Consider the following 19,514-nt stretch of genomic DNA (forward strand, 5'->3'; position numbering starts at 1 on the left):
GATCAGGAGAGAAGATGGCTCAGATCCAGGCCAAGCCGGGCGTCCCGGCCGCCCGCATCGCCCGCCAGGCCCCGAGCGCCCCGTCGCTCGCGCGGCCCACGCCGCAGTCGAACCCCGATCCGTCGCTCAACGGCGTCGAGATGACGGGCGCGCAGGCGATCATCCGCGCGCTCGAGTGCGCGGGTGCGACGGACGTCTTCGGCCTTCCCGGCGGCGCCATCCTCCCCACCTACGACCCGCTGATGGACTCGCAGAAGCTGCGCCACATCCTGGTGCGCCACGAGCAGGGCGCGGGCCACGCGGCGCAGGGCTACGCCCACGCGACCGGCAAGGTGGGCGTCTGCATCGCCACGTCCGGCCCGGGCGCGACCAACCTGGTCACCCCCATCGCGGACGCCAACATGGACTCGATCCCCATGGTCGCCATCACCGGCCAGGTGGGCGCCGCCATGATCGGCACGGACGCCTTCCAGGAGGCGGACATCGTGGGCATCACCGCGCCCATCACCAAGCACAACGTGCTGGTGACGGACCCGGCGGAGATCCCCCGCGCGATCGCCGAGGCGTTCTACATCGCGAGCCACGGCCGTCCCGGCCCGGTGCTGGTCGACATCGCGAAGTCCGCTCAGCAGGCGAAGACCACCTTCCAGTGGCCCGGCCGCATCGAGCTGCCCGGCTTCAACGCGGGCGTGCGCCCGCACCAGAAGACGGTGCAGGAGGCCGCGCGCCTGCTCGCGACCGCGCGTCGCCCCGTGCTGTACGTGGGCGGCGGCGTGATCCGCTCCGGCGCGAGCGCCGGCCTGCGCAAGCTCACCGACCTGTCCGGCGCGGCCGTGGTCACCACGCTGATGGCGCGCGGCGCGCTGCCCGACAGCCACCCGCAGCACCTGGGCATGCCCGGCATGCACGGCACCGTCCCCGCGGTGGCGGCGCTTCAGAAGGCCGACCTCATCGTCGCCCTGGGCGCCCGCTTCGACGACCGCGTCACCGGCAACCTCGACAGCTTCGCCCCGCACGCGACCATCGTCCACGCGGACATCGACCCCGCGGAGATCGGCAAGAACCGCGCCGTGGACGTGCCGATCGTCGGCGACCTCAAGGAGGTCTTCGAGGCGCTGGTCCCTGCCCTCGCGGAGGAGCAGGCCCGCCACGGCCAGCCCGACCTCGAGGCCTGGTGGGCGCAGCTCGACGACTGGCGCACCACGTACGCGCTGGGCTACACGCCCACGCACGACGGCCTGTCGAGCCCTCAGCACGTCATCCAGCGCCTGGGCGAGCTCAACGACCCCGAGAGCACCATCTACACCTCGGGCGTGGGCCAGCACCAGATGTGGGCCAGCCAGTTCATCAAGTACGAGCGCCCCAACACCTGGATCAACTCCGGCGGCCTCGGCACCATGGGCTTCTCGGTGCCCGCCGCGATGGGCGCCCAGGTGGGCGCGCCCGACCAGACGGTGTGGGCGATCGACGGCGACGGCTGCTTCCAGATGACCAACCAGGAGCTGGTCACCTGCGCCATCAACGAGATCCCCATCAAGGTCGCGCTGATCAACAACTCGTCCCTGGGCATGGTCCGCCAGTGGCAGACCCTGTTCTACGAGGGCCGCTACTCGAACACGGACCTCCACACCGGCCACGGCACGCGCCGCGTCCCCGACTTCGTCAAGCTGGCCGACGCGATGGGCTGCGTGGGCCTGCGCTGCGAGTCCGACGCGGACGTCGACGCGACCATCAAGCGCGCCAACGAGATCGACGACCAGCCCGTGGTCGTGGACTTCACCGTGTCGCGCGACGCGATGGTGTGGCCCATGGTCGCCGCCGGCACCAGCAACGACGAGATCCAGTACGCCCAGGGCATCGCGCCCCGGTGGGACCGGGAGGACTGACCCCCATGACCAAGCACACGCTCTCCGTGCTCGTGGAGAACAAGCCCGGCGTGCTCGCGCGCGTCGCGGGCCTGTTCTCGCGCCGCGCGTTCAACATCCACTCGCTCGCGGTCGGTCAGACCGAGCACCCGGAGATCTCGCGCATCACCGTGGTGGTCGACGTCGACGAGCTCCCGCTCGAGCAGGTCACCAAGCAGCTCAACAAGCTGGTGCACGTGCTCAAGATCGTCGAGCTCGAGCAGGGCCGTTCGGTCCAGCGCGACCTGCTGCTCGTCAAGGTGCGCGCCGACGCGCGCCAGCGCACCGACGTCCTCCAGATCGTGGACCTGTTCCGCGCCCACGTGGTCGACGTCTCCACCGACTCCGTGGTCATCGAGGCCGTCGGCACGCCCGACAAGCTCGAGGCCCTCCTCGCGGCGCTCGCCCCGCACGACGTCCGCGAGATCGTCCAGTCCGGCACCGTCGCCATCGGCCGCGGCGCCCGCTCCATCACGGAGCGCGCGCTCGACCGCGTCGCCACCGCCTAGGGGAGGGACGATGCGCGGGTGACCCCCGCATCGTCCCTCACCGAAGTCTTCAGATACGTAGTACAAGAAACCGAAGGGATCCCCAGCATGGCTGAGCTGTTCTACGAGAAGGACGCCGACCTCTCGATCATCCAGGGCAAGAAGGTCGCGATCGTCGGCTACGGCTCGCAGGGCCACGCCCACGCGCAGAACCTGCGCGACTCGGGCGTCGAGGTCCACGTCGCGCTGCGCGACGGCTCGAAGTCGATCGCCAAGGCGGAGGAGGACGGCTTCACCGTCCAGAACGTCGCCGACGCGACCGCGTGGGCGGACGTCATCATGATCCTCGCGCCGGACCAGCACCAGCGCGGCATCTACGCGGACGAGATCGCCCCGAACCTCGCCCCCGGCAAGGCCCTCGCGTTCGCGCACGGCTTCAACATCCGCTTCGGCTACATCGACGCCCCCGAGGGCGTCGACGTCATCCTCATCGCCCCCAAGGCCCCGGGCCACACGGTGCGCCGCGAGTACGTCGCGGGCCGCGGCATCCCGGACATCATCGCCGTCGAGCGCGACGAGTCTGGCGCCGCGTGGGCGCTCGCGCTGTCCTACGCCTCGGCGATCGGCGGCACGCGTGCCGGCGTCATCAAGACCACCTTCACCGAGGAGACCGAGACCGACCTGTTCGGCGAGCAGGCCGTGCTGTGCGGCGGCATGTCGCACCTGGTCCAGGCGGGCTTCGAGGTCCTCACCGAGGCCGGCTACCAGCCCGAGATCGCCTACTTCGAGGTGCTGCACGAGCTCAAGCTCATCGTCGACCTCATGTGGGAGGGCGGCATCGCCAAGCAGCGCTGGTCGATCTCCGACACCGCCGAGTACGGCGACTACGTCTCCGGCCCGCGCGTGGTGACGCCCGAGGTCAAGGCGTCGATGCAGGCGATCCTCGCGGACATCCAGTCGGGTGCCTTCGCGACGCGCTTCATCGGCGACCAGGACGCCGGCGCGCCGGAGTTCAAGGAGCTCCGCGCCAAGGAGGAGTCGCACCCGATCGAGAAGACGGGCAAGGAGCTCCGCGCCCTGTTCTCGTGGTCGGCCGCGACGCAGGACAAGGACTACGTGGACGGCTCCGCCGCCCGCTGATCCGGCTCACCTGAGCGACGCGAAGGGGAGGTCCCGTCAGGGGCCTCCCCTTCGTCGTGTCACCAGCCCGAGTACTCGGAGTACTGCTCGCAGGTGCCGCGTCGCTCCCCGAACCCCTCGAGGTAGGCCGTCCACTCGCTCGACGAGAGGTTCCGCCCTGCGGCGGCGCACGCCGCGGTCAGCATGTGCTCGGGGTCGATGTCCCACACCGCGACCCCGTGCTCCACGTTGACGGCGAGCGCGAGGCCGTCCGGACTGAGCAGCCCGGCGACGGTGCCGGGGGAGTTGGCGGCGAGCGGCGTGCCGATGCTCTCGGCGTCGCGCGCGTCGTAGAGGGAGACGGTTCCGTCGCGTGCTGAGAGCAGGAGTCGGGAGCCGTCCGCGCTGAGCTCGATCGCGTCGATGGGTCCGCCCGCGGGTATGGACTCGGGTGCTTCGACGCGCGCCGTGTCGAAGCGCTTCACGGCTTGCGTGCGATCGTGGATGGCGACCCCGCTCCCGTCGGGGGCGAGGACGGCGTCGCGCCAGCTCGTGCGGGGGAGGCCGACCATCACCCCGGTGGCGCCGTCGATGATCTGCGTCACGTGGCCGTAGTCGAGCCGCGAGGTGATGGCGAGGAGCGCGCCGTCAGCCGCGGCGGACAGGTGGGTGGCCCGTCCGAGGGTGCGGATCACGGGTCCGACTCGACGCAGGGTGGCGGTGTCGTACGTCTCGACGGTGTCGCCCACGAGCGCGTAGGCCCGGTTCCAGTCGGCGCTTATCGCGACCGAGGACGCGTCGACGAGGACCACGTCCTCGGCGATGAGCGTCCCGGTGACCGTGTCGTAGACATCGCGCGTGCCCGTCACAGGCGAGAGCCCGATCACGCGGTTCTCACCGAACCAGGCGAGGTCGTCGAGGTCCCGCGGCAGGCCCGCGACGGGGGCGTCCGCCGCGACATCCCAGACCCGGTAGCCCGTCAGCTCGCCGTCCGTGTTCGCGACGGGGTCGCGCCGGACGGTGATGAGCTGAGTGCCGTCCGCGCTCCAGCGACCCACGGCCTGGCGGTCGGCCGCGATCACGTGCGAGATGGGGCCCGAGCCGTCGAGGCTCCACCGCGAGATCACGTGCGCGTCGGAGGAGACCGCGGCGAGCACGGTGCCCGCCTCGTCGATGCCGAGCGTGGAGATGCCACCCTGCTGCGTGGTGCGCGTCGGACCGGTCGGTGTGCCCGTGGCGAGGTCGTATCCGCGGATCACGCCGGATCCGCTCCCGCACAGGACCGTGCCGCTCGCGGCAGCCACCACGAGCGCCTGGCACGCGCCCGGCTCGGGCAGGACGTGGTCTCGGGTCCACAGGACGCGGCCGGAATCGAGGGACAGCGCGACCAGGCCCTCGTCGCCCGCGGCGACCACCGTGTTGCCATCGATCCTCTCGACAGCGGTGTTGGCGTGTCGCGCGGGCGCCTCGAGGGAGCGTTCGACTCTGCCGCTTGCGGCGTCGGTCACGAGGACGCTGCCGTCGAGGGTGGTGAACAACGCCGTGTCGGGGTCGAGGAAGGCGACGGCGCCGGGGCGGTCGAGGAGCACGGAGCGCTGCCGTCCGGCCTCGGTCGCACTGACGGCGCGGCCCGTCGCGACGTCGCGCACGGTGAGGTCTCCGGTCCGCGCGTCGACGAGCGCCGCATAGGTGCCGTCGGGGCTCACCGCGAGAGCGCCCACCCGCGTCCCGGCGCCGCCGATCTCCACCGCGGCGAGCTCCGTTCCGCTGCTCACGTCGTAGCTCGCGAGCATCAGGCGCCCGTCGCCGCTCGCCTTGGTCTCCGAGGCGAGAGAGACCATGACCGCGCGGCTCCGGTCCGCGCTGACGGCGACCCGGGGGGAGGTGGGCCACGCCCACCGAACGGAGGAGACGAATGCCTTCCTGAGCTCGCCGGAGGCGAGGTCGCGCAGCTCGAGGCCGTGCCAGGACGCGAGCAGCGCGTCGAATCCGTCGCCCACCATGGCCACGTGCGGCGGTCGGTCCTCGGCGACGTGGTCGATGAAGAGCTCTCCCATGTACCCGGGCTCGGAGGCGAGCGCGGCGAGCAGCGCGCCCTGGGTCACGGGGGCGTCCTTCCACTCCATGTAGGCCTCGGCGGCGAGCAGCAGTCCCAGGGTGCGCGAATGGTCCATGACCTTCGCGAAGTCCTTCGTGATCCCCTCGAGCTGGGCGATCTCGGTCTGCTCGTCCGCCGTGTCGCGGCGCCGCTCGGCGACCTGGTATGCGACGGTCGCCGCGACGAGGCCCACGAGCGCGGCGAACGCCGCCGCCACGGCCCATCGCCGCATGCGCCGCACGCGCGCGCGGGCTCGTGACTCCCGCCGCGCGGCGTCCTCGCCCGCAGCCTGCTCGGCTGCCTCCTGGGCGCGCGACGCGACCAGGAAGGCCCGCTCGAGGGGCGTGAGCGCGCCCTCGCCCCGGTGCGCCCAGTCCCACGCGAGCGCGAGCCGCGGTCCGCGGGCGAGCTCCGCGTCCGGCCTGCCGAGCGAGTCCCAGGTGACCGCCGCGGTGGACAGGTGGCCGAGCACGCGCTGCCCCTCGATGTCCGACTCGAGCCAGCCCTGCAGGCGGGGCCAGGCGTGCACCAGGGACTCGTGAGCGAGCTCGAGGTGGTGCTCTCGGGACCCGACCAGACGCGCCTGCACCAGGCGCGCGACCACGCGCTCGAGGTCCTCGTCGGCGAGGCCACGGATGTCGACGGGGTTGGACACCACCGCCCCCGTGTCCGTGAGCGTGACGAGACGCCGAAGGATCATCGCGCAGCGGTGCCGGTCCTCCGCGGAGAGGTTGGTGAACAGGAGCTCTGCGGACCGCGCGACGGCGCCGCGCAGCCCGCCCGAGGCCGTGTAGCCGTCGATGGTGAGGGTGGAGCCCTCGCGCCGGTGCCACGTCTCGGCGAGCGCGTGCGAGAGGAGCGGCAGGGCTCCCGTCGCCGCCTCGGCATCCGCCACCACCACGTCCACGAAGCCGTGCTCGAGGGCGAGATGGGCATGCCTCGCGGGCTCCTCGATGGCTGCGCGCAGCGCGTCGCCCCTCAGCGGCGTCACCAGGTGGAGGCTCGAGAGGACCAGGGCTCCGATGGCCGGGTCGGCGGCGCACGCGTCCAGGTGGTCGGATCGCACCGCGATCGCGACGCGGCCGCCGCGCCGGTGATGTGCCGCGAGCGCAGCGCAGATGGCGCGTGCCCGTCCCTCGGGCAGGGCGGGGGAGAATGCGGTCTCGAACTGGTCGATCGCGACGGTCGAGCCGGCGGGGGCGTGCTCGATGGCCTCGACCGCGCCGCCCGCCGCGGACACCTCGACCATCGACGTGCCGCGCGCCGCCAGCGCGGGCGCGACACCGGCGCGCAGCAGCGACGACTTCCCCGTGCCGGAGGCGCCCGCGAGGACCAGGAAGCGCATCCGGTCGAGCGTGGAGACGGCGCGCGCGATGTCCGCGTCGCGCCCGAAGTAGACGTCGGCGTCGCCTGGTTCGTACGCATTCAGGCCCTTGTACGGGCACCGGTCGTCGGGCGTCCAGACGAGCGGGGCGACGGACAGGTCCGGATCGTGGCGGAGTATCGCCTGCTCCAGCTCGACAAGCGCCGGCGACGGGTCCAGGCCGAGCTCGTCGAGCAACAACTGTCGGGCTCGCCGCAGCGCGGCCAAAGCATCGGCCTGCCGCTCGCATCGGTACAGCGCGGTCGCGAGCGAGATCCAGCGGGACTCTCGCAGCGGCTCGGCGGAGGCGAGCGCCGCCGCCGTCGCGGCCACGCCGCGGTGGTCGCCGGCGGCGAGGCGCTCGACAAGCAGGTCGTCCTCCGCCTGCCTGCGCAGCTCCGTCAGCCTCGCAATCTCGACCGCCGCGGGAGGCCAGTCCGCCACCGAGTCGTACGGCTCGGCGCTGCGCCACAGCCCCAGCGCCCGCTCGAGCGCGATGGCGGCGCGCGCGTGCTCGCCCTCGTGCCCCAGCGTGGCGGCGCGCGCGATCTCGTCCTCGAAGACGTCCACGTCGACGGCGCCGCGAGGGAGCTCGAGCCGGTACGCGCGGTCCACGGTCACGATCGCGGCCGTCCCGAGGGCGGTACGCAGCCTGCCGATCACCGCCTGGATCTGCTTGCCCCACGTCGGCGGCGGGTTGTCACCCCACACGGCATCGGCGATCGCGTCGGGGCTCACCGCGGCGGGCCGCATCAGCAGCAGAGCGGCGAGGACCGCGCGCTCCCGCCGATTGCGGTGGGGCGTCTCCGATCCGGCGGCCACGCCGAGGACCTCCACGGCCACCACCCCAGTCTTCGCGGGTGCACGGCAGCGGTCAACGCCTGTGGACGGGCGGCATACCGGGCGGATACCGCGCGAGACCGCCGGGATGGCGCCCGGTGGTGCGGTGGGGGTGTCCTCGGAAGGAGGGGAACCATGTCACATCGCATCCACATCTCGCACCCGAGCGGCAGGGCGGTCGCGGTCGCCGCGATGGTCCTCGCGCTCATCGTCGGCACCGTGCTCGGATTCGCGCTGCGCGGAGGCTCGGCGCCGGGTCAGGACGGCTTCGAGCCGCCCCGGATCGTCACCCGCGTCCAGGCCGTCGCCTACGTCCCGGAGCGGCACGCGCAGTTCGTGCTGCCCGAGCGGCACTCCCAGTTCGGGGTCGCGGACAACCTGTCGCCGCTCAAGCCGCAGTCCTTCAGCGCGAACGGGGTCGCGGACAACCTGTCGCCGCTCAACCCGCAGTCGTTCAACACCAACGGTGTCGCGGCCGTGGCACCCACGCAGCCGATGACCGGCGGTCTGCCCGACTATGCGGTCGAGGGGTGGGAGGCGCTGCCTGCCGCCAACCCGCTCGGCTACCAGCCGATCTCGGGCGGCGTCCCCACGTACGCGGTCGACACCTACGAGCCGATCAGCGGAGGGCTCCCGCCGTACGCGACGTCGGACTACGAGCCCATGAGCGGGGGAGTGCCTGACTACGCCGAGTAGCCGGCGCTGCCTCCAGCGCGACGGAGGGGAGGAGCATTCGGGGCCTCCCCTCCGTCGCGCGTCAGGACGATGCGGTGGTCCCGTGGCCACGAGCGCCTCGACTCCGATGCCTTCACGGGCGTCTCACGATGTGGGACCGCGTTGCCGGATGGTGGACAACGCCCCTAGGATGAGCGGACGACAGACCGGCGCGGCAGCCCTCGCTCACGAGGCGGGCGCGCAGCCGCCGCCGGCGCTCTCACCGATCTTCGAAGGGGACCCGATGACCACGTACCGCCTCGCAGTAGTCGCCGGCGACGGCATCGGCCCGGAGGTCGTGGCGGAGGGTCTCAAGGCCCTCGCCGCCGCGACCGAGGGCACCGACATCACGTTCGAGACCACCGAGTTCGACCTCGGCGCGAAGCGCTGGCACGCGACGGGGGAGACCCTGACCGACGCCGACCTCGATGCCATCAAGGGTCACGACGTCATCCTGCTCGGCGCGATCGGCGACCCGACCGTGCCGTCCGGCGTCCTCGAGCGCGGCCTCCTGCTCAAGCTCCGCTTCGAGCTCGACCAGTACGTGAACCTCCGTCCGTCGCGCCTCTACCCGGGCGAGGTCTCGCCGCTGAGCGACCCCGGCGAGATCGACTTCGTGGTGGTCCGCGAGGGCACCGAGGGCCCGTACGTGGGCAACGGCGGCGCCCTGCGCGTCGACACCCCCTACGAGATCGCCACCGAGGTCTCCGTCAACACCCGCCACGGTGTCGAGCGCGTGGTCCGCTACGCCTTCGACGTGGCCGCGAAGCGCGAGCGCAAGCACGTCACGCTCGTGCACAAGCACAACGTGCTGGTCCACGCGGGCCACCTGTGGCGCCGCACGGTCGAGGCCGTCGCGCCCGAGTTCCCCGACGTCACTTGGGACTACCTGCACGTCGACGCGGCGACCATCAAGCTCGTCACGGCCCCCGCATCGTTCGACGTGATCGTCACCGACAACCTCTTCGGCGACATCCTCACCGACGAGGCGGCGGCCATCTCCGGCGGCATCGGCCTCGCGGCGTCCGGCAACGTCAACCCCGACAGGACCGGCCCGTCGATGTTCGAGCCGGTCCACGGCTCGGCGCCCGACATCGCCGGCCAGCAGAAGGCGGACCCGTCCGCCACCGTGCTGTCGGTCGCGATGATGCTCGACTTCCTCGGGCACGCGGACCTCGCGACGCGCGTCGAGAAGGCCGTGGCGGACGATGCGGCGGCCAAGACCGCGGAGGGCTGGGGCCCGCGCTCCACGTCCGAGGTAGGCGACGCCCTCGCCGCCCGCATCCGCGGCTAGCCCCGCCCGCAACCCGTCGCCTGGGGGCCCGCACACGCGCTGTGCGGGCCCCCAGGTGTCACCGGGGGGCAACGCTCCCAGTACTCTCGACTGAACCCGCACTCACAGGAAGGCCAAGACAGTGACCGACACCACCGCATCGTCCACCGCGGAGGCCTTCCGGGTCGTCCGCAACCCCGACCCCGCCACCGACGCCGAGCGCGCCGAGCGCCTCAAGGACCTCGCCTTCGGCACCCGCTTCACGGACCACATGGCCCGCATCACGTGGACCGCGGACGAGGGCTGGACCGACCGCCGCGTCGAGCCCTACGGCCCCCTGCTGCTCGACCCCGCGGCGTCCGTGCTGCACTACGCGCAGGAGGTCTTCGAGGGCCTCAAGGCGTACCGCTGGGCCGACGGCTCTGTGCGCACCTTCCGCCCCGAGAAGAACGCCCAGCGCCTCCAGCGCTCCGCGTGGCGCCTCGCGCTGCCCGAGCTGCCCACCGAGGACTTCATGGCGTCGCTCCACGCGCTCGTCGAGCTCGACCACCAGTGGACGCCCACCGCGCCCGAGACGTCGCTCTACCTGCGGCCCTTCCTCATCGCGACCGACGTCTTCCTGGGCCTGCGCCCCTCGAAGCGCGTCGAGTACCTGCTCATCGCGTCGCCGTCCGGGCCGTACTTCAAGGGCGGCATCAAGCCCGTGAGCATCTGGGTCGAGCGCGACTTCCACCGCTCGGGCCCCGGCGGCACCGGCGCGGCCAAGTGCGGCGGCAACTATGCGGCGGCGCTGCGCCCGCAGATCGGAGCGTCGGAGCGCGGCTACGACCAGGTCCTCTTCCTCGACGCGCGCACCAACGCCGTGCTCGAGGAGCTGGGCGGTATGAACGTGTTCGTGGTCCAGAAGGACGGCACCGTCCTCACCCCGATCATCAACGGCAACATCCTCGAGGGCGTGACCCGCTCCTCGATCATCCAGCTGCTCGAGGACCAGAACCTCAAGACCGTCGAGCGCGACATCACCCTCGCGGAGCTGCGCGACGGCATCGAGTCCGGCGAGATCGCCGAGATCTTCGCGTGCGGCACGGCGGCCGTGGTGACCCCGGTGGGCAGGATCGGCGGCGAGGACTTCGAGGTGACGGTGGGCGGCGGCGACGCGGGCCCCGTCACGCTCGCCACGCGCCAGCGCCTCACCGACATCCAGTACGGCCGCGCCGAGGACGTCTACGGCTGGATGCACCGCATCCTCTAGGGGGACGATGCGCGGGCCGGGCGCGCGGATCCCTCGCGTCCGGCGCGTCGCGCCTGCAAGATGGGTGACGGAAGCCCATCGAAGGAGGAGCCGTGCCCGTCAAGGATCTTGTCCTCACCAGCCCCGACATCGCCGCGGGGGAGCGCATCGAGGACCGCTTCGCCGGCCAGTTCGGCGCGGAGGCGCCGCGGATGGTCGTCGACGGGATCCCGCCCGAGGCCGTGGAGCTCGCGATCGTGTGCCACGACCCGGACGCCCCCATGGCGCTCGGCTTCACGCACTGGACGCTGTACGGGCTCGCGCCCCTGGACGGCGAGATCGACACGGAGGCGGGGCGCGCGGGCCCGAACGACGACGGCGGCCTCGGCTACGTGGGCCCCTTCCCGCCGTACGGCCACGGCGACCACCGCTACTACTTCTGGGTCTACGCGCTGTCGCGGCCGGTGACGGGCGAGCCCAGCCGCGACGAGTTCCTGCACGCGTACGCGGACGCGATCGTCGAGCAGGCGCGCCTGGTCGCGACGTACTCGAGGTAGCGCGTGACCGGTGCGACAGCGCAGGACCCTCGCCGCCGCGTGCGGCGCCGCCCGTACCTCGACGCGGACCTGTTCCGCGAGACGGAGCGCGCGGTGTGGACGCTCTACGGAGAGCCCGAGTTCCAGGAGGTGTGGGTGCGCGTCCCTGAGCTCGGGATCCGCGTGCGCGCGCTGGTCGCGGGCGAGGGCCGGCCGGTGCTGTTCATCCACGGCACGCCGCACGCCGCGACGGGGCTGGCGGCGCTCGCGACCTCGCTGCCGGGCGTGAGGGCGATCGTGGTGGACCGGCCCGGATGCGGGCTCAGCGACCCGCTCGACTTCCAGGGCCGCTCGCCGGCGGAGATGCACCAGGCGCTGGTCGCGGTCCTCGCGGCGGTGGTCGACCAGGTCGCGGGCGAGCCCGTCGAGGTGGTGGGCACGTCGCTCGGCGGCATGTGCGCGCTGCTGCTCGCGACTCGCCGCCCCGAACTGGTGACCGGGGTGGTGCTGACGGGCGCGCCGGCGATCCGGGGCGCCACGCTGCCGCCCGGGCGCGGGCTGCTCACCTGGGGGCCCATCGCGCGCGCGTACCTCTCGCGCTGGGCTCACCCGCTCGACATCCGCATCGCGATGGGCGTGCTGGGGCACACGCGACCCTCGGCGCGCGGCTTCGACCCCGGGCCCGACACCGCGTGGTTCCTCGCGATGGCCCGCCACACCGCCACGTACGCCCACGAGCACGACCTCGCCACCCTCGCGATCGCCCGCTCAGGCATCCGCGAGGAGTGGCTGGTGGGCCGCGACACGCTCGAGGCGCTCGCGGTGCCGAGCCTGTGGATCCTCGGCACGCGCGACCCTGTCGCCAAGCCCGCCCGCGTCCAGGCCTGGGCGGGCCACACGCGCGACGCGACCGTGCACATCGTCAAGGCCGGCCACCTGCCCTGGCTCGACGACCGCGACGGCCACGCCCGCCTCATCACCGACTGGTGGGCCGCGCGCGGCCTCGCCTCCTGACCGCGGCGCCGCTCCGGCGCTGCTCCCGCGCGGGGCCGCGCGGGTGCGTGCGTGCCGCTCGCCGTTTTCATGCACTTTCGCACGGGACGATGCGCCGGTCGCCGCATCCTCCGCCGTCGACTGAGCGCGGGTCGGGGTGGTTGTAGTCGTCTAGCAGGTGCTTCGCGGGCTTCCGCCCGCCGCCATGGGATGTCACCGCCGCCCCACCGGCCGCGCACCGCGGTGCGCGGCCGCGAAAGTGCATGAAAACGGCGAGCGCGGCGGCAGGGCCCTCGGACTTCCGCTCGGGTGGCCGGGCACGCCGTTCGGACGCATCCTGAGGGATAGCCCCCGCGTGCTCCCGAGGAGGAGAGATGACCACCGTGGCTCCGCGCGTCTCCCGACGCGACGACGCGCGCTACCGCGAGGCCGAGTCCGCCGTGTGGGCGCACCACCGCATGACGCCCACCGAGCGGTGGATCGAGGTGCCCGGCTACGGGATCCGCGTCCGCGCGCTCGAGCACGGTTCGGGGCGTCCCGTGGTGTTCGTGCACGGCAACCCGACCGCGGGGAACGTGTTCGTGCCGCTGGTCGCCGCCATGGAGGGCGTGCGGGCGATCGTGGTCGACCGGCCCGGGTGCGGGCTGAGCGAGCCGCTCGACTACTCGGGGATGACGCCGGAGGACCTGCGGGTGGCCATCACCTCGTACCTCGCCGCGGTCGTCACGGAGCTCGCGGACGGCCGGGCGGACCTGCTGGGCAACTCCGCGGGCGGCGGCGCCGTGGTGATCGCGGCCGCGCGCCGGCCGGACCTGGTGCGCAGCGTCATCCTCGAGGGCGTGCCCGCGATCCGCGGCATGCGGCTGCCCACGCAGCTGCGCATGACCGCGCTCACCCCGGTCGCGCGGGTGGTCGCGAGCCACCGGGTCAACGAGGCGGACCTGCGCCGCTCGTTCCGTGCGATGGGGCACGGCGACCTGCTCGACGCCGGCGGCCCGCCCGCCGAGGAGTTCGCGTGGCGCATGGCGCTGTCCCGGTACACGGACACCTACTGGCATGAGCTCGCGCTGATCCGCCGCACCGCGACCTGGCGAGGCCTGCGGCCCGAGTGGATCGCGGGCCGGACGGAGCTCGAGGGGCTCACCATGCCGAGCCTGTGGATCGTGGGCGACAGGGACCCGTTCGCGACGCCCGAGCGCGTGCGCGCATGGGCACGGCACGCGCCCCGGTCGACCGTCGAGGTGAAGGCGGGCTCGGGCCACCAGCCGTGGCTCGACGACCCGGCCGGCCACGCCGCTCTGGTGACCCGCTGGTGGGGGTGACCGGCGCATCGTCCCTTCGGACCCTTCACGCTGTCGGAGGTTCGACGTAGCCTGACGGGGTCGCGACGAGGCCGGGGAGGGCATCCGATGACGGATCTTGCGATCGAGACCCAGGGGCTGGTCAAGATCTACGGGAAGCAGCGCGCGGTCGACGGGATCGACCTCGCCATCGCACGCGGAGGGGTGCACGGATTCCTCGGGCCGAACGGCGCGGGAAAGACCACCGCGATCCGGATGCTCGCGACGCTGATCCGGCCGGACGCCGGGAGCGCGAGGGTCCTGGGCCGCGACGTGGTACGCGAGGCGGACACGGTGCGCGGCCTCGTGAGCCTCACCGGCCAGTTCGCGTCCGTCGACGAGGACCTCACGGGCCGCGAGAACCTGCGGCTCATCGCGAAGCTGTACGGCTTCCGCGGGGCCTCGGCGACGCGGCGGGGCGACGAGCTGCTCGAGGCGTTCGGCCTCGCGGACGCCGCGGACCGGCAGGTCAAGAAGTACAGCGGCGGCATGCGGCGGCGCATCGACATCGCGGCCTCGCTGGTGGTGAGCCCCGAGCTGCTGTTCCTGGACGAGCCGACCACGGGCCTGGACCCCCGCGCGCGCAACGAGGTCTGGGACATCATCCGCGCGCTCGTCGCGCACGGCACCACCGTCATGCTCACCACGCAGTACCTCGACGAGGCGGACCAGCTCGCGGACAGGATCTCCGTGATCGACCGCGGCAGGATCATCGCGGAGGGCACGTCGAGCGAGCTCAAGGCCTCGGTCGGATCGGGGACGCTGCACGTGCGCGTGATGAAGCCCCAGGACCGCGACGCGGCGCGCACCATCCTGGTGCGCGAGCTCGGCGTCGACTTCGAGACCACCCACGACCCGCAGGCCCTGGTCGCGGCGCTGGAGGACCGTTCCGGCGTGACCCGGGCGCTCACGGCGCTCGAGGACGCGGACATCGGGCTGGCGCAGTTCGCGCTCGGCCAGCCCACGCTCGACGAGGTGTTCCTCGCGCTCACCGGACACGCCGCGGAGGAGTCCGCGGAGGAAGGGGAGGAGGCGGCATGACCACCCAGACCGCTCCTCAGGAGGCGGCGCGCGCGCCGCAGGCGGAGGCGATCGCATCCGCGCTCACCAGCGTGACGCGCCCCTCGCGACCATCCGCGCTGTCGACGTCCGTCACCTTCGGGTGGCGCGCGCTCATGAAGATCAAGCACGTCCCCGAGCAGCTGTTCGACGTCACGGTGTTCCCGATCATCATGACGCTGCTGTTCACGTACCTGTTCGGCGGCGCGATCGCGGGCTCCGTGGAGTCCTACATCGCGTACATCGCGCCGGGCGTGCTGGTGCAGTCCGTGCTGTTCATCACCATGTACACGGGCACCACCCTGCGTACCGACATCGACAAGGGCGTGTTCGACCGCTTCCGGTCGCTGCCGATCTGGCGCCCGTCGCCGCTGGTCGGCATGCTGCTGGGCGACGCGGTGCGGTTCACCGTCGCGTCGATCGTCACCGGGCTGGTGTGCCTCGCGATCGGGTGGCGCCCTGAGGGCGGATTCGTGGGGGTCGCGGCAGGCGTGGGGCTGCTGCTCATCTTCGCGTTCTCGCTCGGGTGGGTGTGGACGTTCCTCTCGCTAATCCTGCGCACGCCGGGCTCGATCATGGGCGTCGCGAGCTTCGTGCTCATGCCGCTGCTGTTCGGGTCGAACATCTTCGTAGACCCGTCGACCATGCCCGGCTGGCTCCAGGCGTGGGTCGAGGTGAACCCGGTCTCCGACCTGGTCACCGCCGTGCGCGCGTTCATGAACGGCACGCCGGTGGGCCCGGAGCTCGGATGGTCGCTCGCCTGGTCCGCGGGGCTCGTGGCGGTGTTCGGCTCCCTCACCATGTGGAAGTACCGCGACCCGCGCTGACCCAGCCCGCGCATCGTCCCTGGTGAGAGCATCATCGACTCCTGTCAGGGACCAAAGGTGTCATCAAGCGCTTCGCAGATGCGGAATGATTCTCCGGTGACTTTGACGCAGGACATCGAGCCCCGGACGTACTTCCGCACCTTCGAGGCCGCGCTGGCGGACTTCAAGCCGCCGGCCGAGAACATCGACCAGATCGTCGAGGCCGTGCGCGGCCTCCGTTACGAGCACGTGTACATCCCCGAGTCGCGCGCCTTCATCGCGCTCGAGCCCGCGGGTGCCACCAGCCCGGTCGCGTTCATCTCGCACGGTTACATTGCCGTGCACCCCGAGGAGGGCGACAACTACTGGATCGAGCTGCCCGCTCACCAGGCCGCCGCGAAGGGATTCGCCGCTGTCGCGGAGAAGGTGCAGGAGGCCGCGATCCCGACCTGCGCGACCTGCTTCACCAACCTGCCGTCGACGGGTCTGTGCGACTACTGCGGCTGAACTCGCAGTGAACTTGGCCGTTTCCGTACCCAAGCCTCGGCAACGTCGCCGATAATTGACTCGACTCCGAGGTCGGGTGCCCTTTCCTTCCAGTTCCGGGTTCCCGACCTCGGAGTCGTCCTTTCCGGGCTCGGCAGACGAATCCGACGAATCGGGACCAACGGGTCCTTGCCTTCAACGTTGGAGGCTTCTTACGGTGGTGCCCATCGTGACCGCGGACGCCATCGGGGGCGGCCGCGCGGGCGACGCGCAGCTCAGAGAGGAGCCGCCATGCCGCAGGTGCTTGCCGAGGTCGAGGTGGGGGAGATGGCGCTCGACGCGCCGTTCGCATGCGAGGCCCGCGGGCATCGCTTCATCGATGAGGTCCGTCTCGACGCCAAGCTTGCACGCGAGGACCGTCGCTTCCGCGACGGGGTGCGCTGGGTCCGGCAGTGGAGCGGCTACTGCGCGTGCTGCGGGCGCCGCGTGCGCGTGACGCCGCTCGCCATCTGACCGCTGGCCGCGTTCAGAGGACGTCGTAGACGAGCGTCACGTGACCGCTCGGCAGGGCGTCGATCTCGACGGGGCTGAGGGTTCGCGGGTGGCGGAGGCCCGGCGTCGCGGTGCGACCCTCTCCGATGAGGACCGGCACCACCCGCAGCCGCACCACGTCGACCAGCTCCGCCTGGAACAGCGCACCCGCGAGCATCAGGCTGCCCCAGAGGATGATGTCGCCGCTGTAGCGGTTCTTGAGACGCCGCACGCTGTCCCGGGGCTCGCCGACCTCGACGTGCGCCGACGAGTAGTCGCCCCACGGCGCGCGCCGGAGCGTGTTGCTGATGACGTGCTTGGGGGTGCCGTTGATGAAGTCGGCGACCGCCTCCTCGTCGACGGTCTTGCCGGGCCAGTACGCCTCGAACAGCTCGTAGGTGTTGCGGCCTAGGAGGATCGCGTCGACCCGCGCGAGCATCGCGAGCTGGCCGGCGTCGGTGGAGTCGAAGCCGGAGGCCATGCGCATGAAGTCGAGCTCGCCGTCCGGGCCCGCGGCGAAGCCGTCGACGGTGACGATCTGTTCGACGATGAGGCGACCCATACGGCCAGGATAGGCACGCGTTCGCGACCGCGGGAGGGGAGTCGTAGGGTCGAAAGATGTCCCGCCCCGCACGCACTATTGCGATCCTCGTCGCGCTGGTCGCCGTGACGGGATGCGGTCCCGGCACGGGCGATCGCGCCCCGGTCCAGGTGCTCGACGTCTTCGAGGTCGTGGGCGGCGGCTACGAGGTCGCCGTCGCGTCCTGCGACGGCGATCCCGAGGTGCTGGTCGACGAGTCCGACACCGTGGTGACCCTCACCGCCGAGGCCGACGCGCGCGCTCCCGACGCGACCTGCCTGGATCTGGTCCGGATCACGTTGGAGGCGCCGCTTGGCGATCGCGCGGTGGTCGACGTGGTGACCGGCGACGAGGTGCCGGTGCATCCGCCCTTCGCGTGAGGCCCGGGAGGCTATCCCGAGTTAGGGCCTGAGGAGTTAATGGCGCCAGGTCTGCCGTTCGGGTGTGCGCTTACTGATCAAACTTCGGCGGCCTTGCGGAACTCGTGCCATCTCCGTGAAAGTCGGGCTTGCTCCGGGTGCGACTCCGCCTGTTCTGGCAACCCGAGCCATGACTTGTGAAGGACCTTCAAGCCTTGGTCGACCATTCGGTTGCCGTCAATGCGCAACACGTGTTCGGACACATGTACTCTCCGCGCGGGCGAGATTCCGATGAGGTTGCTGTCATATGCGTGATGGTGCAGCTTGCAGAGCGCCAGCCCATTCTGGACGACTGGCTCGCCGTCGACCGAGGAATCAGCGTCAATATGTGCCGCGTCGAGCAAGGATCGCACCGGCATGTTGCACATCGCACACCGGTCTGCGTATGCGTCGAGGACGGCTTCTCGAAACCGACGCTGGTGCTTCCGGTAGCGCACCTCGCGGGTCGCCCAAGAGCGCAACGATTCCGAGGTCGTATCGCCAGCTTTCGACCACGCCACTCGTTCGAGTTCCTTGCGTGCGAGGAGGACCTTTCGTTCCGAGGGGTTGTTCTGAATCACCCGCACGGGGTACTCGGGCTGGTAACGGCCGGGTGTGGCCTCTCTGAAATAAACGAGATCCACTTCAAGATCTGCGGCTCGTTGAAGCTTTCGGTTATCGCCTTCCGTACCGCCGTCCCGGTATCTGTACTCCCATAGCCCGTCTGCCAACTGCTTGTCTGCGTACGGCCCGTTGTGCACGCTCAAGACCGACAGCGACGCGAGAAGCCATTGCGGATTCCAAATGCCCTTGCGGAGGTCCACGAGGTGCGGTGTCTTGACCGGCAGCGCAAGGTTCCTGAGCTGGTCGCGGGTCGGATACTCCTGGATCGCGTCCATCAGCGTGTCGAGCCTTCGCAGCGCGAGAACTCGGAGTTCGCTGTCTTCGCGTAGATCCATGCCGGCAGCTTGCCGGAACCCGCCGCGAGAAGCTAGCCCCCGCGTCGTCCATCGCCCCAGATAAGCCGGCGCTGGAATACCCCGCGCCCGCGCAGGGTTCCGCCCTCCATGACCACCCTTGGCATCATCGGTTCCGGGCGCATCGGCGCCAACGTCGCTCGCGCCGCGGTCGCGGCGGGCTACCACGTAGTCCTCTCCAACTCGCGCGGCCCCGCCACGCTCGCAGACCTGGTCGCTGAGCTCGGCCCTCGCGCGAGCGCGGCCACCCCCGCCGAGGCGGCCGCCGCGGGCGACCTCGTCCTGGTCGCCGTCCCGCTCGGCAAGCTGGAGCAGGCGATCCCGGCGGAGGCGCTCGCCGGCAAGGTGGTGATGGACGCGAACAACTACTACCCGCAGCGCGACGGCCGCATCGCCGCTCTCGACGACAACTCGAAGACCACGTCGCAGCTGCTGCAGGACCTGGTGCCGGGCGCTCGCGTGGTGAAGGCCTTCAACAACATCTACGCTGCGGAGATCCCGCTGCACGGCTCGCCGGCCCTCACGCCCGACCGGCGCGCGCTCCCGATCGCCGGTGACGACGTCGCGGCCAAGAGCCTGGTCGCCGCGTTCCTCGACGCCATCGGCTTCGACGCCGTGGACGTGGGTCCGCTCGAGGAGTCGTGGCGCGTCGAGCGCGACACCCCCGCCTACGGCCGGCGCACCACGCGGGGCGAGCTCGCCGCGATCCTCCCCACGGTGGAGCGCGTCAACCAGGTCTAGCCGCGCATCATGCCTGGAGGATAGGCTCCGGTCCATA

The 19,514-nt window shown here is 71.6% G+C and carries 18 protein-coding genes; 15 read left to right on the forward strand and 3 right to left on the reverse strand.

The window, feature by feature from the left end:
• The first annotated feature begins 14 nt into the window (after positions 1–14).
• The 3 genes from AOM05_RS12125 (at position 15) to ilvC (ending at position 3,532) form a co-directional block, all read left to right on the forward strand.
• Positions 15–1,886 carry an acetolactate synthase large subunit gene (locus AOM05_RS12125; RefSeq protein WP_062522607.1) on the forward strand — a complete coding sequence of 624 codons (1,872 nt, stop codon included), beginning with the start codon at positions 15–17 and terminating at the stop codon, positions 1,884–1,886.
• Positions 1,887–1,891: 5 nt separating this feature from the next.
• On the forward strand, positions 1,892–2,413 hold the full coding sequence (gene ilvN / locus AOM05_RS12130; RefSeq protein ID WP_062291120.1) for an acetolactate synthase small subunit: 522 nt from the start codon (positions 1,892–1,894) through the stop codon (positions 2,411–2,413).
• Between the two features lie 87 nt (positions 2,414–2,500).
• Positions 2,501–3,532, forward strand: a complete 1,032-nt coding sequence (gene ilvC, locus AOM05_RS12135; protein ID WP_062291117.1) for a ketol-acid reductoisomerase — start codon at positions 2,501–2,503, stop codon at positions 3,530–3,532.
• A gap of 59 nt (positions 3,533–3,591) precedes the next feature.
• Here ilvC and AOM05_RS12140 read toward each other — a convergent pair whose 3' ends face one another.
• Entirely contained in the window at positions 3,592–7,815 is a 4,224-nt protein-coding gene (locus tag AOM05_RS12140) for an nSTAND1 domain-containing NTPase (protein WP_062522609.1), read from the reverse strand.
• 132 nt (positions 7,816–7,947) lie between these two features.
• On the opposite strand from AOM05_RS12140, the gene AOM05_RS12145 reads away from it, so the two are divergent.
• The 10 genes from AOM05_RS12145 to AOM05_RS12190 all read left to right on the forward strand — a co-directional run bounded on the left by AOM05_RS12145 (position 7,948) and on the right by AOM05_RS12190 (position 16,763).
• Entirely contained in the window at positions 7,948–8,508 is a 561-nt protein-coding gene (locus AOM05_RS12145; protein WP_062522610.1) for a hypothetical protein, read from the forward strand.
• Positions 8,509–8,770: 262 nt separating this feature from the next.
• Positions 8,771–9,820, forward strand: a complete 1,050-nt coding sequence (locus tag AOM05_RS12150) for a 3-isopropylmalate dehydrogenase (protein ID WP_062522612.1) — start codon at positions 8,771–8,773, stop codon at positions 9,818–9,820.
• 121 nt (positions 9,821–9,941) lie between these two features.
• Positions 9,942–11,051 carry a branched-chain amino acid aminotransferase gene (locus tag AOM05_RS12155; RefSeq protein ID WP_062522614.1) on the forward strand — a complete coding sequence of 370 codons (1,110 nt, stop codon included), beginning with the start codon at positions 9,942–9,944 and terminating at the stop codon, positions 11,049–11,051.
• 92 nt (positions 11,052–11,143) lie between these two features.
• Positions 11,144–11,587, forward strand: coding sequence for a YbhB/YbcL family Raf kinase inhibitor-like protein (locus AOM05_RS12160; protein ID WP_062522616.1), 444 nt, complete (start codon positions 11,144–11,146; stop codon positions 11,585–11,587).
• Between the two features lie 3 nt (positions 11,588–11,590).
• Entirely contained in the window at positions 11,591–12,580 is a 990-nt protein-coding gene (locus AOM05_RS12165; RefSeq protein WP_062522618.1) for an alpha/beta fold hydrolase, read from the forward strand.
• Between the two features lie 353 nt (positions 12,581–12,933).
• Positions 12,934–13,881, forward strand: a complete 948-nt coding sequence (locus AOM05_RS12170) for an alpha/beta fold hydrolase (RefSeq protein ID WP_062522620.1) — start codon at positions 12,934–12,936, stop codon at positions 13,879–13,881.
• An 87-nt stretch (positions 13,882–13,968) separates the two neighbouring features.
• Positions 13,969–14,940 (forward strand): ATP-binding cassette domain-containing protein, encoded by a 972-nt coding sequence (locus AOM05_RS12175; RefSeq protein WP_062522622.1) that lies wholly within the window; start codon positions 13,969–13,971, stop codon positions 14,938–14,940.
• Entirely contained in the window at positions 14,937–15,785 is an 849-nt protein-coding gene (locus AOM05_RS12180; protein ID WP_062522624.1) for an ABC transporter permease, read from the forward strand. Before AOM05_RS12175 ends, AOM05_RS12180 begins: the two co-directional genes overlap by 4 nt.
• Before the next feature lie 96 nt (positions 15,786–15,881).
• Positions 15,882–16,271, forward strand: a complete 390-nt coding sequence (locus tag AOM05_RS12185) for a hypothetical protein (protein ID WP_156165172.1) — start codon at positions 15,882–15,884, stop codon at positions 16,269–16,271.
• Positions 16,272–16,541: 270 nt separating this feature from the next.
• Positions 16,542–16,763 carry a hypothetical protein gene (locus AOM05_RS12190; protein WP_062522628.1) on the forward strand — a complete coding sequence of 74 codons (222 nt, stop codon included), beginning with the start codon at positions 16,542–16,544 and terminating at the stop codon, positions 16,761–16,763.
• Positions 16,764–16,776: 13 nt separating this feature from the next.
• Here AOM05_RS12190 and AOM05_RS12195 read toward each other — a convergent pair whose 3' ends face one another.
• Positions 16,777–17,343 carry a dihydrofolate reductase family protein gene (locus AOM05_RS12195; protein WP_062522630.1) on the reverse strand — a complete coding sequence of 189 codons (567 nt, stop codon included), beginning with the start codon at positions 17,341–17,343 and terminating at the stop codon, positions 16,777–16,779.
• A 56-nt stretch (positions 17,344–17,399) separates the two neighbouring features.
• Between AOM05_RS12195 and AOM05_RS12200 the strand changes: the two genes are divergently transcribed.
• Positions 17,400–17,741, forward strand: coding sequence for a hypothetical protein (locus AOM05_RS12200; RefSeq protein WP_062522633.1), 342 nt, complete (start codon positions 17,400–17,402; stop codon positions 17,739–17,741).
• Positions 17,742–17,818: 77 nt separating this feature from the next.
• On the opposite strand, the gene AOM05_RS12205 is transcribed toward AOM05_RS12200, so the two are convergent.
• Complete coding sequence (locus tag AOM05_RS12205) at positions 17,819–18,718, reverse strand: HNH endonuclease (protein WP_062522635.1); 900 nt, start codon at positions 18,716–18,718, stop codon at positions 17,819–17,821.
• A 60-nt stretch (positions 18,719–18,778) separates the two neighbouring features.
• Between AOM05_RS12205 and AOM05_RS12210 the strand changes: the two genes are divergently transcribed.
• On the forward strand, positions 18,779–19,477 hold the full coding sequence (locus AOM05_RS12210; protein WP_228373297.1) for an NADPH-dependent F420 reductase: 699 nt from the start codon (positions 18,779–18,781) through the stop codon (positions 19,475–19,477).
• Positions 19,478–19,514: the final 37 nt, after the last annotated feature.

Origin of the sequence: Demequina silvatica (assembly GCF_000971215.1) — a bacterium.
Lineage (GTDB): Bacteria > Actinomycetota > Actinomycetes > Actinomycetales > Demequinaceae > Demequina > Demequina silvatica.

Bases quoted from the DNA above. Each gene is read 5' to 3' on its own strand.
- AOM05_RS12125 (WP_062522607.1), top strand. From the start codon at position 15: ATGGCTCAGATCCAGGCCAAGCCGGGCGTCCCGGCCGCCCGCATCGCC.
- ilvN (WP_062291120.1), top strand. From the start codon at position 1,892: ATGACCAAGCACACGCTCTCCGTGCTCGTGGAGAACAAGCCCGGCGTG.
- ilvC (WP_062291117.1), top strand. From the start codon at position 2,501: ATGGCTGAGCTGTTCTACGAGAAGGACGCCGACCTCTCGATCATCCAG.
- AOM05_RS12145 (WP_062522610.1), top strand. From the start codon at position 7,948: ATGTCACATCGCATCCACATCTCGCACCCGAGCGGCAGGGCGGTCGCG.
- AOM05_RS12150 (WP_062522612.1), top strand. From the start codon at position 8,771: ATGACCACGTACCGCCTCGCAGTAGTCGCCGGCGACGGCATCGGCCCG.
- AOM05_RS12170 (WP_062522620.1), top strand. From the start codon at position 12,934: ATGACCACCGTGGCTCCGCGCGTCTCCCGACGCGACGACGCGCGCTAC.
- AOM05_RS12175 (WP_062522622.1), top strand. From the start codon at position 13,969: ATGACGGATCTTGCGATCGAGACCCAGGGGCTGGTCAAGATCTACGGG.
- AOM05_RS12180 (WP_062522624.1), top strand. From the start codon at position 14,937: ATGACCACCCAGACCGCTCCTCAGGAGGCGGCGCGCGCGCCGCAGGCG.
- AOM05_RS12190 (WP_062522628.1), top strand. From the start codon at position 16,542: ATGCCGCAGGTGCTTGCCGAGGTCGAGGTGGGGGAGATGGCGCTCGAC.
- AOM05_RS12195 (WP_062522630.1), bottom strand. From the start codon at position 17,343: ATGGGTCGCCTCATCGTCGAACAGATCGTCACCGTCGACGGCTTCGCC.
- AOM05_RS12200 (WP_062522633.1), top strand. From the start codon at position 17,400: ATGTCCCGCCCCGCACGCACTATTGCGATCCTCGTCGCGCTGGTCGCC.
- AOM05_RS12205 (WP_062522635.1), bottom strand. From the start codon at position 18,718: ATGGATCTACGCGAAGACAGCGAACTCCGAGTTCTCGCGCTGCGAAGG.